This window comes from Pseudomonas sp. R1-7 (genome assembly GCF_051132105.1).
Lineage (GTDB): Bacteria > Pseudomonadota > Gammaproteobacteria > Pseudomonadales > Pseudomonadaceae > Aquipseudomonas.
On record NZ_CP071661.1, the window covers coordinates 4,839,299 to 4,858,716 of the forward strand.

The window sequence follows — 19,418 nt, forward strand, 5'->3', positions numbered from 1 at the left end:
CTCAGATGTTGAAGCTTTCGCCGCAGCCACATTCACCGCGCACGTTGGGATTGTTGAACTTGAAGCCTTCGTTCAACCCTTCCTTGACGAAATCCAGCTCGGTGCCGTCCAGGTACGTCAGGCTTTTCGGGTCGATGATCACTTTCTGACCATGACTCTCGAATACCTGATCGTCTTCGCCGACTTCGTCGACAAATTCCAGCACGTAGGCGAGGCCAGAGCAGCCCGTGGTGCGAACACCCAGGCGGATACCCTCGCCCTTGCCGCGCCCCGCAAGGGAGCGCTGGATATGGTTAGCTGCCGCTTCTGTCATCTGGATAGCCATGAAAACTCCTTACCAATGCGCGGATCAGATCAAGCCTTTCTTCTGCTTGTAATCGCGAACGGCGGCCTTGATGGCGTCTTCGGCGAGTACCGAGCAGTGGATCTTCACTGGCGGCAACGCCAGTTCTTCGGCCAGCTGGGTATTCTTGATGGTTTCGGCTTCGTCGAGGGTCTTGCCCTTCATCCACTCGGTGGCCAGGGAGCTGGACGCGATGGCCGAACCGCAGCCGTAGGTCTTGAACTTGGCGTCTTCGATGATGCCTTGCTCGTTGACCTTGATCTGCAGGCGCATCACGTCGCCGCACGCCGGGGCGCCGACCATGCCGGTGCCGACGTCAGGATCCTGCGCGTCCATCTTGCCGACGTTGCGCGGGTTCTCGTAGTGGTCGATGACCTTTTCGCTATATGCCATTTGCTTCAATCCTCATCAGTGGAGCCGCTCTGGTGGCGACTTCTCAGTGCGCCGCCCATTCGATTTTCGAAATGTCGACGCCGTCTTTGTACATGTCCCACAGCGGCGAAAGAGCGCGCAGCTTGGTAACGGCCTCGCAGACTTTCTGCGCGGCGTAATCGATTTCTTCTTCGGTGGTGAAACGGCCGAAGGTGAAGCGGATGGAGCTGTGGGCCAGTTCGTCGTTGCGGCCCAGGGCGCGCAGTACATACGAAGGCTCCAGCGACGCCGAGGTGCACGCCGAACCGGACGACACGGCCAGATCCTTGAGCGCCATGATCAGCGACTCGCCTTCAACGTAGTTGAAGCTCAGGTTCAGGTTGTGCGGTACACGGGCCGTCAGGCTGCCGTTGACGTAGAGTTCTTCAAGGTGCTCGACCTGCTTGAAGAAACGGTCGCTCAAGGCTTTGATGCGCACGTTTTCCGCCGCCATGTCTTCCTTGGCTACGCGGAACGCTTCGCCCATGCCGACGATCTGGTGGGTCGCCAGGGTGCCGGAACGCATGCCACGCTCGTGACCGCCGCCGTGCATGGTCGCTTCGAGGCGAACACGCGGCTTGCGGCTGACGTACAGGGCGCCGATGCCTTTAGGGCCATAGGTCTTGTGGGCGGAGAACGACATCAGGTCGACTTTCAGCTTGGACAGGTCGATGTCGACCTTGCCGGTGGACTGCGCGCCGTCGACGTGGAACAGGACGCCCTTGGAACGGGTCAGCTCGCCGATGGCGGCGATGTCGTTGACGGTGCCGATTTCGTTGTTAACGTGCATGATCGAGACCAGGATGGTGTCGTCGCGCAGGGCGGCTTCGACCATGGCCGGGGTGATGATGCCGTCTTCACCCGGCTCGATGTAGGTGACTTCGAAGCCTTCACGCTCCAGTTGGCGCATGGTGTCCAGGACCGCCTTGTGCTCGATCTTGGAGGTGATCAGGTGCTTGCCCTTGGTGTGGTAGAAATGCGCGACACCCTTGATTGCCAGGTTGTCGGACTCGGTAGCACCGGAGGTCCAGACGATCTCGCGCGGGTCGGCGTTGACCAGGTCGGCGACTTGGCGACGGGCGTTTTCGACCGACTCTTCGGCTTTCCAGCCGAACACGTGGGAGCGCGAGGCCGGGTTACCGAAGTTTCCGTCGACCAGCAGGCATTCACTCATCTTTTGCGCGACACGCGGATCAACCGGGGTGGTCGCAGAGTAATCAAGGTAAATCGGCAATTTCATGGACTCTCTCCTAAATCAGGCTGGCTGGCGTTCCGCTTGCTCTGCGGCGGTCATTCGACGGCGGACGCTTCAATCTTGTCCAGGTGCGGCGCCTTGCCATTGCAACGGCGCTGGTCCTGACGCTGGGCGACTTCTTGTACCTCACGGCGAGTGACAAGGTCGGCCAAGCTGATACCGCTCAGAAATTCGTGGATCTGCAGGCTCAAGTCGCACCACAGATGGTGGGTCAGGCAAGTATCGCCGCCATGGCAATCGCCCAACCCCTGGCATTTGGTCGCATCGACCGATTCGTTCACAGCGTCGATCACCTGGGCGACCTGGATGCCCTGCATGTCGCGCGACAGCTGGTAGCCGCCGCCGGGGCCGCGAACGCTGGAAACCAGGTTGCTACGGCGCAGCTTGGCGAACAGCTGTTCAAGGTAGGACAGGGAAATGCCCTGGCGCTCGGAGATATCGGCCAGGGACACCGGCCCGTGCTGCGCATGCAATGCCAGATCCAGCATCGCGGTCACGGCGTATCGGCCTTTTGTAGTCAGTCGCATGGACAATTACCACGGAGTTCGGAATGAGGGCGAGTATGCAATTCCCGAGTATTTAAGTCAAGTATAAGACCTAGTGCTTTACTCGGGATTACCCGCAAAAGAGCGCGCGCATCATAGCAAAGGTAGGCGACTAACGACCAGCTATACCGCGTTATCGTTTATCGCGAGCAAGCTCGCTCCCACAAGGGATCTGCGGGGCGACAGGGATCCAATGTGGGAGCGAGCTTGCTCGCGATGAGGCCAGCAGGGTTTCAACTGGCCTGAGTCTCATCCTTGTCCTTCACGCAGGCGAAATCTTCCTCGCGCAGTTCAGGCAGGTCCTTGGCACAATAATTACTCCCCAACTCCTTCAGGGCGCCGCACATCCCCTCCAGGCGTCCGTCAACCGCTTGCAAGTGATCGAGCAATTGATTGATGGCACGAGCTACCGGGTCGGGCATGTCTTCGCCAACACCGTAGGCGTCGAAGCCAATCTTCTCGGCCATGGCCTTGCGCCGGGCGTCCTGCTCTTCATCCGATTTAACGATGATCCGACCTGGAATGCCCACCACGGTCGCGCCGGGAGGCACGGCTTTGGTCACCACGGCATTCGAGCCGACTTTCGCCCCCGCCCCGACCGTGAACGGCCCGAGCACCTTGGCACCGGCACCCACCACCACACCGTCTTCAAGGGTTGGGTGGCGCTTGCCTTTGTTCCAACTCGTACCACCGAGGGTCACGCCTTGGTACAGCGTCACGTCGTCGCCGATCTCGGCGGTTTCGCCGATGACGATGCCCATGCCATGATCGATGAAAAACCGACGACCGACCTTGGCGCCTGGGTGGATCTCGATCCCGGTCAGCCAGCGCCCGAAGTTCGAGACCAGCCGCGCCAGCCACTTCCAGCCCATATTCCACAAGGCGCCGGACAGGCGATGGATCCAGATGGCATGCATGCCCGGGTAGCAGGTCAGCACTTCAAAGGCATTGCGCGCCGCCGGGTCACGATGGAATACGCTCTGGATATCTTCACGCAAACGTTCGAACATTTTATTCCTTCCGCTTAATCAGCTCGCCACGGGCCGCTTTCTGGGTTTCCGTGAGGATGCCGCGCAATATATTCATTTCCGCCCGGCTCACCGAGCTTCGTCCGTACAACCGACGCAGGCGCGCCATCAAGTGCCTAGGCTTTTCCGGGTCGAGGAATTCGATGTCCACCAGGGTCTGCTCCAGGTGCTCATAGAATCGCTCCAGTTCGTCCATGGTCGCCAGTGTCTCACTGCGGGGCGACGTTGCCTCGAACTTTTCAACCTTGCTGGGCTGGCCTTCGGCTTTCAGCCAGGCCATGCGCACTTCATAGCTCAACACCTGCACCGCCGCCCCGAGGTTCAGCGAGCTGAATCCGGGGTCGGAAGGGATATGCACGTGATAATGACATCGCTGCAGCTCTTCATTGGTAAGGCCGGAATCTTCACGACCGAACACCAGGGCGATCTGCACGCCCTGCCCGGCTTCCTCGATTACCTTGGTGCCGCATTCGCGGGGATCGAGCAGCGGCCAGGGGATACGCCGATCGCGAGCACTGGTACCGAGCACCAGATTGCACCCCACCAGGGCGTCTTCCAACGTCGCGACGACCTCGGCATTGGCCAGGATGTCATTGGCGCCGGATGCACGGGCATCGGCTTCGTGATGAGGAAACGAACGGGGCTCGACCAGCACCAGCCGCGACAGGCCCATGTTCTTCATGGCCCGCGCAGCTCCGCCGATGTTTCCCGGATGGCTGGTATTGACCAGGACGACACGAATGTTCTGCAACAAGGGAGGCGCTCTCGAACACTTAAAAGGGAGCAAATCTTACCTAAGCACCTACCGTTAAGCTATGAAAGCGAACACCAACCTTCTCCTGAGAAAACTTTCTGATAGAATGCGCGGCTTTCTTTAACAACCTTAGGTGACACATCCATGCAGCCCATGCTGAATATCGCGCTGCGCGCCGCCCGCAGCGCCAGTGAACTGATCTTCCGCTCCATCGAGCGCCTGGATACCATCAAGGTCGATGAAAAAGACGCCAAGGACTACGTGTCCGAGGTGGATCGCGCCGCCGAACAGAAAATCGTCGACGCCCTGCGCAAGGCTTACCCGAACCACTCGATCCGCGGTGAAGAGACCGGCATGCACGCCGGTACCGGCATCGAAGGCGAAGAGTACCTGTGGATCATCGATCCGCTGGACGGCACCACCAACTTCCTGCGCGGCATTCCTCACTTCGCTGTCAGCATCGCCTGCAAATACCGTGGCCGCCTGGAACACGCCGTCGTGCTGGATCCGGTTCGCCAGGAAGAATTCACCGCCAGCCGTGGTCGTGGCGCCCAGTTGAATGGTCGTCGCCTGCGCGTCAGCGGCCGCACCAGCCTGGACGGCGCCCTGCTGGGTACCGGCTTCCCGTTCCGTGACGACCAGATGGACAACCTGGACAACTACCTGGGCATGTTCCGCGCCCTGGTCGGCCAGACCGCCGGCATCCGCCGCGCCGGTGCTGCCAGCCTGGACTTGGCCTATGTGGCCGCTGGCCGTTTCGATGCATTCTGGGAGTCGGGCCTGTCCGAGTGGGACATGGCTGCGGGCGCCCTGCTGATCCAGGAAGCCGGCGGTTTGGTGAGCGACTTCACCGGTGGCCACGACTTCCTTGAAAAAGGCCACATCGTTGCCGGCAACACCAAATGCTTCAAGGCTGTACTGACGGCTATCCAGCCTCACCTGCCGGCTTCGTTGAAGCGCTAAGCAACTCGGCTACAGGAAAAGCACCTTTCGAGGTGCTTTTTTTATGCTTGTTAAAACATTCAGCTCAGGCAGGAATACTTCCTGGCGACGGATTCCGCTTTGGGAACCGGGCAGGTTGAACCACCGCTATCCCGAGCAATTGTGGGGCACAAAATGCAGGCGTAAAAAAGCACCCCGAAGGGTGCTTCTTGTACAGCTTCCAATTACTGGGCCGGTTCGTTCTGGCCCAGGATCAGTTGGCCTTCCTTGCTGACCGGGATCTGGTTGCCCGGATCGCGGTCCATGCGGACTTTGCCTTCCTTGCCGTCGAGCATGTAGCGAACGTCGTAGCCTACAACCTTATCGCTAATGTCATTGACCGTGTTGCAGCGAGTTTGGGTGGTGGTGTACGTGTCGCGTTCCTGCATGCCTTCCTGGATCTTGTTACCGGCATAACCGCCACCGGCCGCACCGGCCACGGTGGCGATTTTCTTGCCGGTACCGCCACCGATCTGGTTCCCCAACAGGCCACCCGCCACGGCGCCGAGCACGGTGCCGGCGATCTGGTGTTGGTCCTGGACTGGCTTCTGCCGAGTTACGGTGACGTCCTTGCACACTTCACGCGGAGTCTTGATCTGGGTCTTGACCGGTTCCACGGCCAATACTTGCGCATACTCAGGGCCACTTTTTACCAAGCTGTAGGTGGCGACCGCACCACCGGCTGTTACACCGACAGCACCCAATACCGCACCAACCAGCATCGATTTGTTCACTTGAACCTCCTGACCATCACAAGCGGATTAATCCGCGCTTCTCCCAGCCTTGGAGCACAAAAAAAGGCGCGAGTTCAACTCGCGCCTTTTCAGTGGTGACGGACGGATAACCGAGCCTTACGGGCGGTCGTCCACCTCGGTGTCAGTGGCCGCTGGAGGAATCAGGTCCTCGGTGGTCAGGTTTAGCCAGATCAACACCACGTTGGCGATGTAGATCGACGAGTAAGTACCCGCCATCACACCGATGAACAGCGCGATGGAGAAGCCGAACAGGTTGTCGCCGCCAAAGAACAGCAGCGCAGCAATCGCCAGCAAGGTGGAGATCGACGTCGCCATCGTCCGCAACAGGGTCTGGGTGGTCGAGATGTTGATGTTCTCGATCAAGGACGCCTTGCGCAGCACACGGAAGTTTTCACGCACCCGGTCGAACACCACGATGGTGTCGTTGAGCGAGTAACCGATGATCGCCAGCACCGCCGCCAGCACCGTCAAGTCGAAGGTGATCTGGAAGAACGACAGGATGCCTACGGTGACGATCACGTCGTGGATCAGCGAAACAATCGCGCCCACCGCGAACTTCCACTGGAAGCGGAAAGCCAGGTAGAGCATCACGCCGCCCAGCGCCAACAGCATGCCGAGGCCGCCCTGGTCGCGCAGCTCTTCACCCACCTGCGGGCCGACGAACTCGACGCGTTTGACCTGGGCCGGGTTGTCGCCGCCGGCCTTCTGCAAGGCCTCGGCGACCTGGTGGCCCAGTTGCGGGTCTTCACCCGGCATGCGCACCAGCAAGTCGGTAGTGGCGCCAAAGCTCTGCACGACGGCATCGCTGTAGCCCGAGGCCGCCAGTTGCTCACGCACCTTAGTGACATCGGCCGGACGCTCGTAGGTCAGCTCGATGAGCGTACCGCCGGTGAAATCCAGACCGTAGTTCAGACCCTTGGTGGCCCAGCTGAACAACGCCAGGGCCGTAAGGAACAACGTGACGCCGAACGCAATGTTGCGAACGCCCATGAAGTTGATAGTACGTAACATGGCAGCCCCTTAAATCCACAACTTCTTGACGTCACGGCCACCATAAATCAGGTTGACCATTGCACGGGTCACCAGAATGGCTGTGAACATCGAGGTAAAGATCCCGAGGGACATGGTCACTGCGAAGCCCTTGACCGGGCCGGTGCCCATGGCAAAGAGAATCCCGCCGACCAGCAACGTGGTCAGGTTGGAGTCGATAATCGCAGTGAATGCGCGGCCGAAGCCTTCGTTGATTGCCCGCTGGATCGACATGCCCGCGGCGATCTCTTCACGTATCCGCGAGAAGATCAGCACGTTGGCGTCCACCGCCATGCCCATGGTCAAGACGATACCGGCGATACCCGGCAGGGTCAGCGTGGCGCCCAGCAAGGACATCAGGGCCAGCAGCAGCACCATGTTCACCGCCAGCGCAACCGTGGCGATCAAGCCGAAGAAGCGGTAGATGGCGATGATGAACAGCGACACGAACAGCATGCCCCACAGGGATGCATCGACGCCCTTGGTAATGTTGTCGGCACCCAGGCTCGGGCCGATGGTGCGCTCTTCAGCGAAGTACATCGGCGCGGCCAGGCCACCGGCACGCAGCAACAGGGCCAGTTCCGAGGATTCGCCCTGGCCGTTCAGGCCGGTGATGCGGAACTGACTGCCCAGTGGCGACTGGATGGTCGCCAGGCTGATGATCTTCTTCTCTTCCTTGAAGGTCTGGACCGGTACGTCTTTCTCGACGCCGTTGACCACTTGCTTGGTGTAAGTGGTGGTCGGCTTCTGCTCGATGAAGATCACCGCCATGCTGCGACCGACGTTGCTGCGCGTGGCGCGGCTCATCAGTTCACCGCCGTGACCGTCGAGGCGAATGTTCACCTGCGGACGACCCTGCTCGTCGAAGCCCGCCTGGGCGTCGGTCACCTGGTCACCGGTGATGATCAGGCCGCGCTCGATCTGCGCCGCCGGACGACCGCCTTCACGGAACTCGAAGCTCTCGGACGTGGCCTTGGACGCACCCGGCTCAGCGGCCAGGCGAAATTCCAGGTTGGCGGTCTTGCCGAGGATACGCTTGGCTTCGGCCGTGTCCTGCACGCCTGGCAGTTCAACCACAATGCGGTTGGCGCCCTGGCGCTGCACGATCGGCTCGGCCACACCCAGCTCGTTGACGCGGTTACGCACCGTGGTCAAGTTCTGCTTGATGGAGTATTCGCGGATTTCCGCCAGCTTCACCGGGGTCATCGCCAGACGCAGCACCGGTTGGCCATTGAGGTCGGCCGGTACAATATCGAAATCGTTGAAATTCTTGCGGACCAGTGCACGGGCCTGTTCGCGGGCATCTTCATCACTGAAGCCCAGCTGAATGGCACCTTCGAACTGCGGCAGGCTGCGATAGCGCACGCGCTCTTTGCGCAGCAGGCTCTTGACGTCGCCTTCGTAGACTTTCAGGCGCGCGTCGAGGGCTTTTTCCATGTCCACTTCCAGCAGGAAGTGCACACCGCCGGACAAGTCCAGGCCCAGCTTCATCGGATGCGCGCCGAGGTTGCGCAGCCATTGCGGGGTGGTCTGGGCCAGGTTCAGGGCTACTACGTAGTCGTCGCCCAACGCCTTGCGCACCACGTCCTTGGCTGGCAATTGGTCTTCAGCCTTGACCAGGCGCAACAGGCCGCCCTTGCCGTTTTCGGCGATGGACGCAGCCTTGACCTCGATATTGGACGCCTTGAGCGCAGCGCTCGCACGGTCCAGATCGGCCTGGGTGACCTGCAGCGCAGTGCTTGCGCCACTGACCTGAATGGCCGGGTCATCCGGGTAAAGATTGGGAGCGGAATAAATCACACCGACCGCCAGCACCGCCAGGATCAGTAGGTATTTCCACAGAGGGTATTTGTTCAGCATCACGCCGCCCGCTTATGACGCGGGGCGCCTTGCGCGCCCCGTCGATTGAAGAGAAGTTGTTACTTTAGATCGCTTTCAGCGTGCCTTTTGGCAGCGTGGCCGCGATGGCGCCCTTCTGGAACTTCATTTCAACCGTGTCGGAGACTTCCAGTACCACGAAGTCGTCGGACACTTTGGTGATCTTGCCAGCGATGCCGCCGGTGGTGACCACTTCGTCGCCCTTCTGCAGGCTGCTGAGCAGGTTCTTCTGCTCTTTGGCGCGCTTGGCCTGTGGACGCCAGATCATCAGGTAGAAGATGACCAGGAAGCCGACCAGGAAAATCCACTCGAAACCGCCACCCATTGGCGCAGCTGCAGGTGCAGCGGCATCGGCCATGGCGTTAGAGATAAAAAAGCTCATTTAGCACTCCAGTTGCAAGTATTGAATCTAGGGATCGGAAAACTCAGTCCAAAGGCGGAACAGGCAACCCGCGCTTGGCATAGAAGGCCTCGACAAAGGCGGCCAATGTACCCTGTTGGATAGCCTCGCGCAAACCAGCCATAAGCACCTGATAATGGCGCAAATTGTGGATGGTATTGAGCATGCTGCCGAGCATTTCGCCGCACTTGTCCAAATGATGCAGATAAGCGCGGGAGAAGTTCTGGCAGGTGTAGCAATCGCACGTCGGATCGAGCGGCGAATCATCATGGCGATGGAACGCGTTACGGATCTTCAGCACACCAGTGTCGATGAACAGATGCCCATTGCGGGCATTACGGGTTGGCATCACGCAATCGAACATGTCCACCCCGCGGCGCACACCCTCAACCAGATCTTCCGGTTTGCCAACGCCCATAAGGTAACGAGGTTTGTCAGACGGCATTTCGCCCGGCAGGTAATCGAGCACCTTGATCATCTCGTGCTTCGGCTCACCCACCGACAGGCCGCCAATCGCCAGGCCGTCGAAGCCGATCTTGTCCAGGCCTTCCAGCGAGCGCATGCGCAGGTCGCGGTGCATGCCGCCCTGGACGATGCCGAACAGCGCCGCCGTGTTTTCGCCATGGGCATTCTTCGAACGCTGGGCCCAGCGCAACGACAGCTCCATGGACACCCGCGCCACGTCTTCATCGGCCGGGTACGGCGTGCATTCGTCGAAGATCATCACGATGTCCGAGCCCAGGTCGCGCTGCACCTGCATCGACTCTTCCGGCCCCATGAACACCTTGGAACCGTCCACCGGAGAAGCGAAGGTCACGCCCTCCTCCTTGATCTTGCGCATCGCACCGAGGCTGAACACCTGGAAGCCACCGGAGTCTGTCAGGATCGGGCCTTTCCACTGCATGAAATCGTGCAGGTCGCCGTGGGCCTTGATCACTTCCATGCCCGGGCGCAGCCACAGGTGGAAGGTGTTGCCGAGGATGATCTCGGCACCAATCGCCTCGATGTCACGCGGCAGCATGCCCTTGACCGTGCCGTAGGTGCCCACCGGCATGAACGCAGGGGTTTCCACCGTTCCGCGGGGGAAGGTCAGGCGTCCGCGACGAGCCTTGCCATCGGTGGCAAGCAACTCGAAGGACATGCGACAGGTGCGACTCATACGGTTTCCTCGGGCCCGCGTGGCGCGGGGTTACGGGTGATGAACATCGCATCACCGTAGCTGAAAAAGCGGTACCCATGCTCGACGGCGGCCTTGTAGGCGGCCATGGCTTCGGGATAACCGGCGAACGCCGAAACCAGCATCAACAGCGTGGATTCGGGCAAATGAAAGTTGGTGACCAAGGCATCGACAACATGGAACGGCCGGCCCGGGTAGATAAAGATATCGGTGTCGCCACTGAACGGCTTGAGCACACCATCGCGCGCGGCGCTTTCCAGGGAACGCACGCTGGTGGTCCCCACCGCCACCACTCGACCGCCGCGAGCGCGACAAGCCGCCACGGCATCGACCACGTCCTGGCTCACTTCCAGCCATTCGTTGTGCATGTGATGGTCTTCGATACGCTCCACGCGCACCGGCTGGAACGTCCCGGCTCCGACGTGCAGCGTAACGAACGCCGTCTCCACGCCCTTGGCCGCAATCGCCTCCAGCAACGGCTGATCAAAATGCAGCCCCGCCGTCGGCGCCGCCACCGCCCCCAGGCGCTCGGCGTACACAGTCTGATAACGCTCGCGGTCCGAACCTTCGTCCGGGCGATCTATATAAGGAGGCAACGGCATGTGCCCGACACGGTCGAGCAGCGGCAACACCTCTTCGGCAAATTCCAGCTCGAACAACGCATCATGCCGCGCCACCATCACCGCCTCACCGCCGCCGTCGATCAAGATCGACGAACCCGGCTTGGGCGACTTGCTCGACCGCACATGGGCCAGCACGCGATGGCTGTCCAGCACCCGCTCCACCAGAATCTCCAGCTTGCCGCCGGAGGCCTTCTGGCCAAACAACCGCGCCGGAATCACCCGGGTATTGTTGAACACCATCAAATCGCCCGGGCGCAAATGCTCGAGCAAATCAGTGAATTGACGGTGAGCCATGGCACCGCTGACCCCGTCCAGGGTCAACAGTCGACTGGCGCGACGCTCGGCCAGAGGGTGGCGAGCGATCAGCGAATCCGGGAGTTCGAAGGTAAAGTCAGCAACACGCATGATGGGGTTCGTCTAGCAGGGCCGGAAAGTCTAGCGGAAATATTAAAAATTCACCATGAAACGTGATTGACCAACGGTAGGCACCTCTCTATACTTCGCCGCCATTGAGCCCTGATGGCGGAATTGGTAGACGCGGCGGATTCAAAATCCGTTTTCGAAAGGAGTGGGAGTTCGAGTCTCCCTCGGGGCACCATTTGCAGTACATAGACGACTACCAGCGTCTACGTAACACCCCTAGAGCCCGCTAACTGCGGGCTTTTTGGTCTCTGGGGTTCCACCCCCATCTCTTGCAAGCCAGCCTCTTTTTGGTACATTTTCTGTACATATTCCAGTTCGAGAACCGGAGGTGTACGGCGATGCCATTGACCGCCTTGCAAATCAAAGCGTCCAAGCCTGCCGACAGACCGTTCACGTTGAGTGATAGTTCGGGTCTTGCCTTGCTGGTGAAACCCAACGGCAGCAAGTATTGGCACTTCCGGTACACCTATCAGGGGCGGGCGGCGCGCATGTCACTGGGTGTGTATCCGCATATCTCCTTGCAGGAAGCCCGTGAACGAGCTGCAGAATGCCGCAACCTACTCAAGCAAGGCACCAACCCCGGCGCCAAACGCCGCGATGACAAACTGCGACAGCAGGAGGCCGGGCTCAACACCTTCAGGCGAGCCGCGGAGTACTGGTATCAATTCAAATCGGACTCCGGCCGCAGCAGCGCGACGCTGAAGAAGATCCGCGACTATCTCGATAAGGATCTACTGCCCGCTCTCGGCGAGAAGCAACTGGAGCTCATCACGCGAAGCGACTGCGCAAAACTGCAGGCCTGCATCGAAAAACGAGGCGCCTTCAATGTTGCGGACAAGACCCGTACCTGGCTGAAACAGATTTTCAGTCAAGCCATTGCACGCGGCCTGTGCGAACACAATCCAGCCTCCGAACTCCATGCCATTGCGATAGCCCCACCGCCCACTCAACACTACCCACATCTGCACGAACACGAACTACCTGAGTTTCTCCGGGCCTTAAGCAAGACCACCAGCCGGCTACCAGCGAGGATTGCATCATGGATGACAATTCTGACAGCGAGCCGCCCCGGCATGGTTCGCTACGCAAAATGGGAGGAAATCGATTTTGAGGAAGGGATATGGACCATCCCGGCCGCCCGCATGAAGATGCGCAGAGACTACGTCAGCCCTCTACCTCATCAGTTGATCGCCATGCTTACCAAACTGAACCAAAGCACTGGCCGCAGTCGGTATCTATTCCCAGGCAATGGTGAAAAGCAGCCAGTCATCAGTGAAAACACGATCAACCTGGTGTTCGCCAAGATCGGCTATAAAGGACGACTCGTCAGCCATGGCACTCGTCATACCGCAAGCACGCTGCTGCGCGAACATGGCTGGCTGAAGGACCATGTCGAAAGCCAGCTGGCTCACGTCGAGGGCGGCATCTCTGGCGAGTACAATCAAGCCCTATACCTGCCGCAACGTCGGATCATGATGCAGTGGTATGCAGACTATCTCGACGCCCTCAAAGAAGGCATTACAGCCAACCTTCGCGATCAATTTGATACTCGCGTTAATCAGTTCCTCGCACGCCCTTCTGCACCGCCTCTAACAGCATCCCATGCACACAAAGATGATCACCTCCAAAAGTTGCCTATCGAGACAGACTCAACGGCGACTCAGTGATCACGTGACGCCTCACCAATTCGACCCGGTCGACGACAACATCATCGCCTTGCAAAACTACCGTGGCGCATTCCAACACTGGTAAGTCGGTGAGATCTCCACAGCCCAGCCTTCCACGCGGGTCCATCCAAACAGGGCTGCAAAGCCGCCCTGCTTGGATGGACCTCACTTAAAAAATCTAAAGCCCATACAGCTGTCTGTGGAAAACTACTGATTTCCACCGGTGGATAATTTCACCCACCGCCGCAGAACGCCGGATAATTCGAGCCTTGACCCGAATTATCCACAGGCGTAAAAAAGATCGGGCAAAGCGCTGTCGTTGACAGCAACTCAGGTAGCCAGAACCTTTAAGGCTACGCCACACCGTGGTGGTTCTCCCAAAGTGCGATGAGCGTCCGGCGGCTCGCACAGTCACAGCGATGTGATGGATGCCTACTTCTACCAGAGTGCCCACTGCGGCAACTCACACCCCTTCGTAGCTGCCCTGCAGCAACCTATCCGCTTGGCCATTTCATTGCGCCAACCTGCGCCCGTCTCTTTCTTCCGGAAAGAGACGGGCGCTCCTACCGCTGCTGCAGCCCATCTCGTACAAGGCTTTGCGGCATTTCCCCTCGTGACAATCGGCGTGACAAACACCGAAGTCACCAGCAACGGCGATGCAGATGATGGTGCCGCAGCCTACGGAATGGACTGCACCTGACTGACAGTCAGGCATGCCCCGCTCATCGCTTCACTGCCTTCACCTGACTCAGGATCTCGCGGCACTGGTCTCGTCAGCCAGTGCAGCCTCCACCCGCCCACCGGTAACGGTGTTCAGGAGGCCAGATCATGAGATGCCCAAGCTCCCGGTCGTAAAGAGCCGACAGTCCCGCGTTAGTGGACAACCCTCACAGGTCGCAGGGGCCTTGATCCCTGATAACACTCAACATTCTTGGCGGGATGACGTGGGGAAAAGCTTCAACGTTTTGACTTCGAGAGGAGTTTGATCATGGCGCTGGTCGGTAAACGGGATGGGCGCAATTTTGGCTATGGCCAGCAATTGAGCTACGCCGGGCCGCAGGCGTTGAAAGACATGTTCGGCGGTGGGCATTACGGCACGGTCAAGGCGCACAGTGATCGCTGGCAGGCGTTTGTACGCTGGTGTCGGTCGGAGGATGGACCAGGGTTTAACGATGCGCGACAAATTGATCGGCAGACCTTGCTGGACTACGCCGGGTATCTGCGCCAGCAAGTTGAACAAGGTGAGCTCGCTATCGCGACTGCGCAAAACCGATTATCCAGTGTGAATCGGACCATGGCCACGCTGAGAGGTGATCAGTATGTGAAGGTGTCGAGTCCGAGCAAGGCTTTAGGACTGCAGCGCACAACCGTCCGCACAGCAACCCCGCGAGGCCAGGATCGTGAACAGGTGAAGCGGATCGTCGAGGCGCTCTGCGAATACCAACTGCCGCGCGCGGCTGCCATCGTGCAGCTGGCCCGAGCCACAGGCATGCGCTTACGCGAGGCCATTTTGGCCGACCTACCACGCCTAAAACGTGAGGCCGAACAGTACGGCAAGATCAACATCCAGGATGGCACCAAAGGTGGCCGTTCAGGTGCCTCGGCACCTCGCAGGATTACGGCAGATGATAATATTCGTGACGCACTGAGGTTTGCCGAACAGATCTCGCCCGACGGTAGTCGCAACCTGCTTGCACCGAACGAAAGCTACCTCGATTTCCAACAGCGAATCGTGCGACCCGCACGGGACATCCTCCATAAGCACAACCTCAAAGGCTTCCACGAATTGCGGGCGGCCTATGCTTGCGAGCGCTATGAGCAAATCACCCATCATCCCGCGCCCGTCAACGGTGGCCGTTGCTATCAGCTCGACCGACGGCTAGATAAGGATGCACGAGTGCAAATCAGCGATGAACTCGGGCACGGTCGTATCGATGTGGTATCGGCTTACATTGGTGGTCGAGCATGAGTGAGCCATTCGATATGGAGTTGTTCCTGGCGGGCGTCTTGACCGGGTCACACACCACACGCCAACGCCACCTGCGTCAGGCGAAGACTATCCAAACAGCGATCGCTGAGCGCTGGCAATGCGACAATCCATGGACTTGGCAGAGAAAACACCTTGCATGGTTTTTGAATCACCATCTAAACCAGCGCACTGAGTCGACGCGCTATTACTATTTGCTGACCATGCAATTACTCACTCATCGTCTAGGAAAATCCTGGCAGTTCACCCCCTAAGCGAAGGTCAGAAAACGGCCAGAAACGGTGACTCAGCATCTACAAACTTAGAGGGTGACTCGGAAGAGCTTCAGGCCAAGCACGAAAACTGTTGATCGGCTTCCTCGAATGAGCCAGCCTGATAAAAATAAGGTAGGGTTAGCTCTACTAAAAATTTCTCACGGTCCCGGAACGTCACCATGGATGAAGCGAATTTCGAACAGCTGCTGAAGCGGTCGGAGTCTGACACTCTAGATTTTAAATCACAGGGTTACTCATTTTCAGACCAAGACTCGTATGAGTCCAATGTCAACCGAGCTAAATTTGCCAAGGATATAATATCCATGGCAAATACTCCCCGCGACCATACTGCTTTCATTGTGATAGGGGTCGAGGCAAAAAAGAACGGTGACAGGATCTTACGCGGAATTTCTGAACATGAGGATGACAATACCCTTCAGCAAAAGTTGGAGTCTTTGGTCTATCCGCACCCGAAGTTTAGATACATTGAAGTGTCTTACCAGGGGCAGCAGTTCGGCGTGATTGAAATTCCCGTGGATACCCCGATTCAGGGGCCTTACCTTGTAACGCTAAAACCAAAAATGGCGGTGGGGGATATTTTAGTTGATAAAACCCTTTACTGGAGAAGAAACTCTAAAAACTCTCCAGCCTCGTATGAGGAGACCAGAGGGATTTATGAGTGGTTCTTAAATAAATCTAAAGGCTCGATAGCTTATGGCGAGGACACTCCATCATGGCAAAATTTAATAAATACTGCCGATATTTCAATTAGCGGGCAGCGATATATTTTATTGGTAGCGCTTGATGGAGGTAGGGAGGAGCTAAACTTAAAGAATTTAGCTGGAGTGGATTGGAATTTTGTAGTTGACTTTGATGGCGACAGCTCAGGCTCAGAAAGCACTACTGCGTGTATAAATACGTTATCGCAAGTAAGAAGTGTTCATCAAGTAACTAGAGGGGATGCTCTGTCTGGAAATTTGCTAGTATCCACGACTTGGTACTACGCCAGAGGTATTGCTGGAAGAGAGGCCACAAAGATTGGGAGAAAGTGGAGTGATTGGTTAAAGTATTATGCTTCGGACTTTAAACAAAAACTATCAGAAATTGCAAAGTGCAGCTCTGATCCAGTAGTAATCGTGGCGCTATGGAATGATCTAGCTCTTTTGCCGCATTTGACTCGTTGCTTGGATGATGCGACTGAGTTATTAGGGGATTTAGTCGTAAAAATTATAGTTACAGATCATGTTTCGGAGCTGTCTTCCGTCGCTGAAAATAGTGAGGCAGTATTAGTTGAGTTGTCCGCGGGCCATTTTTTAGATGGTATCGCAACTCTTCGGAGTGCAAAAGAAAGCAAAGGCAAAGAGCTTATTTTGCTTCCTGGGAAAAATGGCACTCAAAAAGAAATTTCCTTAGAAGATTTATCTTGGATATCGGAAGACTTAGAAGTTGTTCATCTTAATTCTGGTCTTAATGCCGAACCTCAAAGAGAACTGAGAACTGAGTTTCTTCGCGGCGCACCTATTTCTTGGTTTGATTTAAATATTCACGCGGACGTCGATCGAGACCTCACTGCATCGATATTAAAAACCGCGCGCAATGACCTTAGGTCTAGAAAGTCATCACGTATAAATTTATATCATGGGCCCGGTGCTGGAGGGTCTACGATCGCAAAAAGGATATTGTGGGAATTGCACACTCAATTCCCTACAGTCGTTTTATCGCATTGTCGACCTAAAGAGACAATTGAACGTATCTCTAGAATATTCCATACGACCGAAAGCCCAATATTCATTCTACGTGAAGGTGGCAATATCGCTGATAAAGACAGCGATGAACTTAGTGATTTATTGGCGTCAAGACAGATACCATCTGTATTTCTACAGGTTTTTAGACGTTCCGACTTGCCTAAAATCTCAGACCGAACATTCTCTGTTTCATCTCAGTTGAATGATGCTGATGCGGGTCGTTTTGCGGCGGTTTATTCGGGGGCGATGCCGGCGAAGCGTGCTGCGATAGATGCTCTCGCGTTTGAATCTTCCCAGTCCCGAACCGCGTTCCTATTTGGCCTGACAGCTTTTAACGATAAGTATGAAGGCTTATCATCTTATGTCTCAAACCACTTGGCAGGGCTCCCCCCACTTCAGAAAAAAATTCTTGTTTTCCTTAGCGTTGTTTACGTGTATGGACAACAAGCATTGAGCGCCCAAAACTTTGCTGGACTACTAGCGCTACCGCAATCGAAAATAGTTGATTTTAGAAGGGCCTTATCGCCTCAAGCACTAAATTTAATCATCGAAGAAAGAACGGGGGTCTGGCGGCCTGCCCACTATTTAATTGGCAAAGAAGTACTCGTTCAATTATTAAGTGAGAATCTACCTGATCCTAGGGCATGGAAAGCTCGATTGGCAGACGTAGCATGTGACGTTGCAGATTTTTGTAGAACAAATAACTCCTTAGCTCCTGAGCAATTAAAGTCGACCGTAGATAGAACTTTTTTTTATCGAAATGACGCGGAGCTTCTCGGAACAGTGTCGGCAGGAGAACGTTATTTTTCTGAAATAGTTATGCAAATTCCTACACCGGAAGGTAGGTTGAGGGTCTTTAAGCATATTGTATCGCTCTTTCCAGAAGAACCGCATTATTGGGCGCATCTGGGAAGGCTCTATTCCTTGCAGATGCAGAGATATGGAGATGCCCGGGAAGCATTAGAAAAAGCGGTTGCCTTGGAATCTGGAGATTCTCTACTGCACCATATGCAAGGAATGGTAGAGAGATCAGAGGCCTATCATAAAATGGAAGTAAAAGAACCTCTTGAAAGTGTTCTTGAGTCAGCTTCTGCAGCGTCAATATTTTTTGAGCGCGCTAGAGATATAAATGGCGACGATGCTCACAAATATATAAGCGAAGTTCAGCTTATAATAAAGGTTCTTGATTACGCCGGGAGGGCGGCAAAAACAACGCCGGTACTCGCGGCGAGCAATAGTAAAAATAGCTGGCTTCGTGAGTCTTTCGAAAGAGCTGAGGCATTTTTAGATGTAGTTCGGAGAATGAATGCGAATTCTCACTCTAATCCGTACGAAGAGAGGTGTCGGGCAGAGCTCGATACTCTTTACGGATCGCACGAGGCTGCATTGCAACGCTGGCAAAACCTGCTTGATCGTCACGATGCGCAAGGTGTGTACGCCCCCCCGATTAGAAGGCAGCTAGTATGGACTTATTTAGCTCGACGCGACAGAAAGTGGCAAAATCTTTCGGTCAAAGAGCTTGTGAGGTGCGTAGAGCTGCTCGAAGAAAATGCAACTGAAGAGCCCGGGTTCGGCGAGAATATTAGACTATGGATTCAAGCGTCGCGTTTCTTATCAAATCCGCCATCGCTAGACGATGCGATTGAGAGAGTAGCATATTGGAAAAGCATAAAAGGGGGAGTTGATGCGGCCTACTACCTTTCCGTCCTGTACGCTCTTCAGGCATTAGAAGGATCTACTCTTGCGTCGGATCGCCACCTACGAGAGTTGGAAGAATGCAGAAATTTAAGCCGGCTGCGTAGAACTCGAAAGTTGAGTTTTGAATGGCTATCTAATGGTGATGGCTTACAGCAAATAACTCGAGCAGAACAACTTGGGGAGTGGAGTAAAACCGCCGGATTCTGGACTGATACCGACAAGCTAATGCGCATCGAAGGTTCCGTATCCTCCATAGCAGGGCCTCAAGCGGGCGAGATTGAATTGCCCGGTGGGATAAAAGCTTTTTTTGTGCCAGCCCTTGCCGGTCTAGACCGAGGGAGGTCCGAGAACGCAAGAGTAACTTGTATCCTTGGCTTTAGTTATGACGGCCCTAGAGCTTGGCTGGTTAAAGCACTTTAATAATGTGCAAAATCCGGTTGGGTTGTATTTCGGTGCAATTCAATC

At 56.5% G+C, this 19,418-nt stretch carries 17 protein-coding genes and 1 tRNA gene; 6 read left to right on the top strand and 12 right to left on the bottom strand.

Annotated elements, in window-relative coordinates; translation table 11 throughout:
• Position 1: 1 nt before the first annotated feature.
• The 6 genes from iscA to trmJ all read right to left on the bottom strand — a co-directional run bounded on the left by iscA (position 2) and on the right by trmJ (position 4,336).
• Positions 2-325 (bottom strand): iron-sulfur cluster assembly protein IscA, encoded by a 324-nt coding sequence (gene iscA / locus J3P79_RS21705; RefSeq protein WP_003185155.1) that lies wholly within the window; start codon positions 323-325, stop codon positions 2-4.
• Between the two features lie 24 nt (positions 326-349).
• Complete coding sequence (iscU, locus tag J3P79_RS21710) at positions 350-736, bottom strand: Fe-S cluster assembly scaffold IscU (protein ID WP_003185157.1); 387 nt, start codon at positions 734-736, stop codon at positions 350-352.
• 43 nt (positions 737-779) lie between these two features.
• On the bottom strand, positions 780-1,994 hold the full coding sequence (locus tag J3P79_RS21715; RefSeq protein WP_060739094.1) for an IscS subfamily cysteine desulfurase: 1,215 nt from the start codon (positions 1,992-1,994) through the stop codon (positions 780-782).
• A gap of 50 nt (positions 1,995-2,044) precedes the next feature.
• Positions 2,045-2,536, bottom strand: coding sequence for a Fe-S cluster assembly transcriptional regulator IscR (gene iscR, locus J3P79_RS21720; RefSeq protein WP_024777044.1), 492 nt, complete (start codon positions 2,534-2,536; stop codon positions 2,045-2,047).
• 251 nt (positions 2,537-2,787) lie between these two features.
• Positions 2,788-3,564, bottom strand: a complete 777-nt coding sequence (gene cysE / locus J3P79_RS21725; protein WP_434605626.1) for a serine O-acetyltransferase — start codon at positions 3,562-3,564, stop codon at positions 2,788-2,790.
• 1 nt (position 3,565) lies between these two features.
• Positions 3,566-4,336 (bottom strand): tRNA (cytosine(32)/uridine(32)-2'-O)-methyltransferase TrmJ, encoded by a 771-nt coding sequence (gene trmJ, locus J3P79_RS21730; RefSeq protein WP_434605627.1) that lies wholly within the window; start codon positions 4,334-4,336, stop codon positions 3,566-3,568.
• A gap of 144 nt (positions 4,337-4,480) precedes the next feature.
• On the opposite strand from trmJ, the gene suhB reads away from it, so the two are divergent.
• Positions 4,481-5,299, top strand: a complete 819-nt coding sequence (suhB, locus tag J3P79_RS21735; protein WP_039592127.1) for a type III secretion system regulator SuhB — start codon at positions 4,481-4,483, stop codon at positions 5,297-5,299.
• 203 nt (positions 5,300-5,502) lie between these two features.
• Here the strand turns inward: suhB and J3P79_RS21740 are convergent, their stop codons facing one another.
• From J3P79_RS21740 to queA, 6 genes are all read right to left on the bottom strand, one after another.
• Entirely contained in the window at positions 5,503-6,051 is a 549-nt protein-coding gene (locus J3P79_RS21740; protein WP_014336691.1) for a glycine zipper 2TM domain-containing protein, read from the bottom strand.
• A 117-nt stretch (positions 6,052-6,168) separates the two neighbouring features.
• Positions 6,169-7,083 (bottom strand): protein translocase subunit SecF, encoded by a 915-nt coding sequence (gene secF / locus J3P79_RS21745; protein ID WP_434605628.1) that lies wholly within the window; start codon positions 7,081-7,083, stop codon positions 6,169-6,171.
• 9 nt (positions 7,084-7,092) lie between these two features.
• Positions 7,093-8,961 carry a protein translocase subunit SecD gene (gene secD / locus J3P79_RS21750; protein ID WP_434605629.1) on the bottom strand — a complete coding sequence of 623 codons (1,869 nt, stop codon included), beginning with the start codon at positions 8,959-8,961 and terminating at the stop codon, positions 7,093-7,095.
• A 64-nt stretch (positions 8,962-9,025) separates the two neighbouring features.
• Entirely contained in the window at positions 9,026-9,361 is a 336-nt protein-coding gene (gene yajC, locus J3P79_RS21755) for a preprotein translocase subunit YajC (RefSeq protein ID WP_039592131.1), read from the bottom strand.
• Between the two features lie 43 nt (positions 9,362-9,404).
• A complete protein-coding gene (gene tgt, locus J3P79_RS21760) occupies positions 9,405-10,520 on the bottom strand; it encodes a tRNA guanosine(34) transglycosylase Tgt (protein WP_434611573.1) in 1,116 nt (371 codons plus the stop codon).
• A 14-nt stretch (positions 10,521-10,534) separates the two neighbouring features.
• The gene (gene queA / locus J3P79_RS21765; RefSeq protein ID WP_028237240.1) at positions 10,535-11,584 is read right to left on the bottom strand and encodes a tRNA preQ1(34) S-adenosylmethionine ribosyltransferase-isomerase QueA; all 1,050 of its coding nucleotides are present in this window, start codon (positions 11,582-11,584) and stop codon (positions 10,535-10,537) included.
• A gap of 108 nt (positions 11,585-11,692) precedes the next feature.
• Here queA and J3P79_RS21770 point away from each other — a divergent pair.
• From J3P79_RS21770 to J3P79_RS21790, 5 genes are all read left to right on the top strand, one after another.
• Positions 11,693-11,777 (top strand) — tRNA-Leu (locus J3P79_RS21770).
• Between the two features lie 163 nt (positions 11,778-11,940).
• Positions 11,941-13,269, top strand: coding sequence for a tyrosine-type recombinase/integrase (locus J3P79_RS21775; protein ID WP_027605406.1), 1,329 nt, complete (start codon positions 11,941-11,943; stop codon positions 13,267-13,269).
• A 988-nt stretch (positions 13,270-14,257) separates the two neighbouring features.
• The gene (locus J3P79_RS21780; protein WP_434605630.1) at positions 14,258-15,238 is read left to right on the top strand and encodes an integrase domain-containing protein; all 981 of its coding nucleotides are present in this window, start codon (positions 14,258-14,260) and stop codon (positions 15,236-15,238) included.
• Positions 15,235-15,510, top strand: a complete 276-nt coding sequence (locus J3P79_RS21785; RefSeq protein WP_027605403.1) for a hypothetical protein — start codon at positions 15,235-15,237, stop codon at positions 15,508-15,510. Before J3P79_RS21780 ends, J3P79_RS21785 begins: the two co-directional genes overlap by 4 nt.
• Before the next feature lie 179 nt (positions 15,511-15,689).
• On the top strand, positions 15,690-19,373 hold the full coding sequence (locus J3P79_RS21790; RefSeq protein ID WP_434605631.1) for an RNA-binding domain-containing protein: 3,684 nt from the start codon (positions 15,690-15,692) through the stop codon (positions 19,371-19,373).
• Positions 19,374-19,418: the final 45 nt, after the last annotated feature.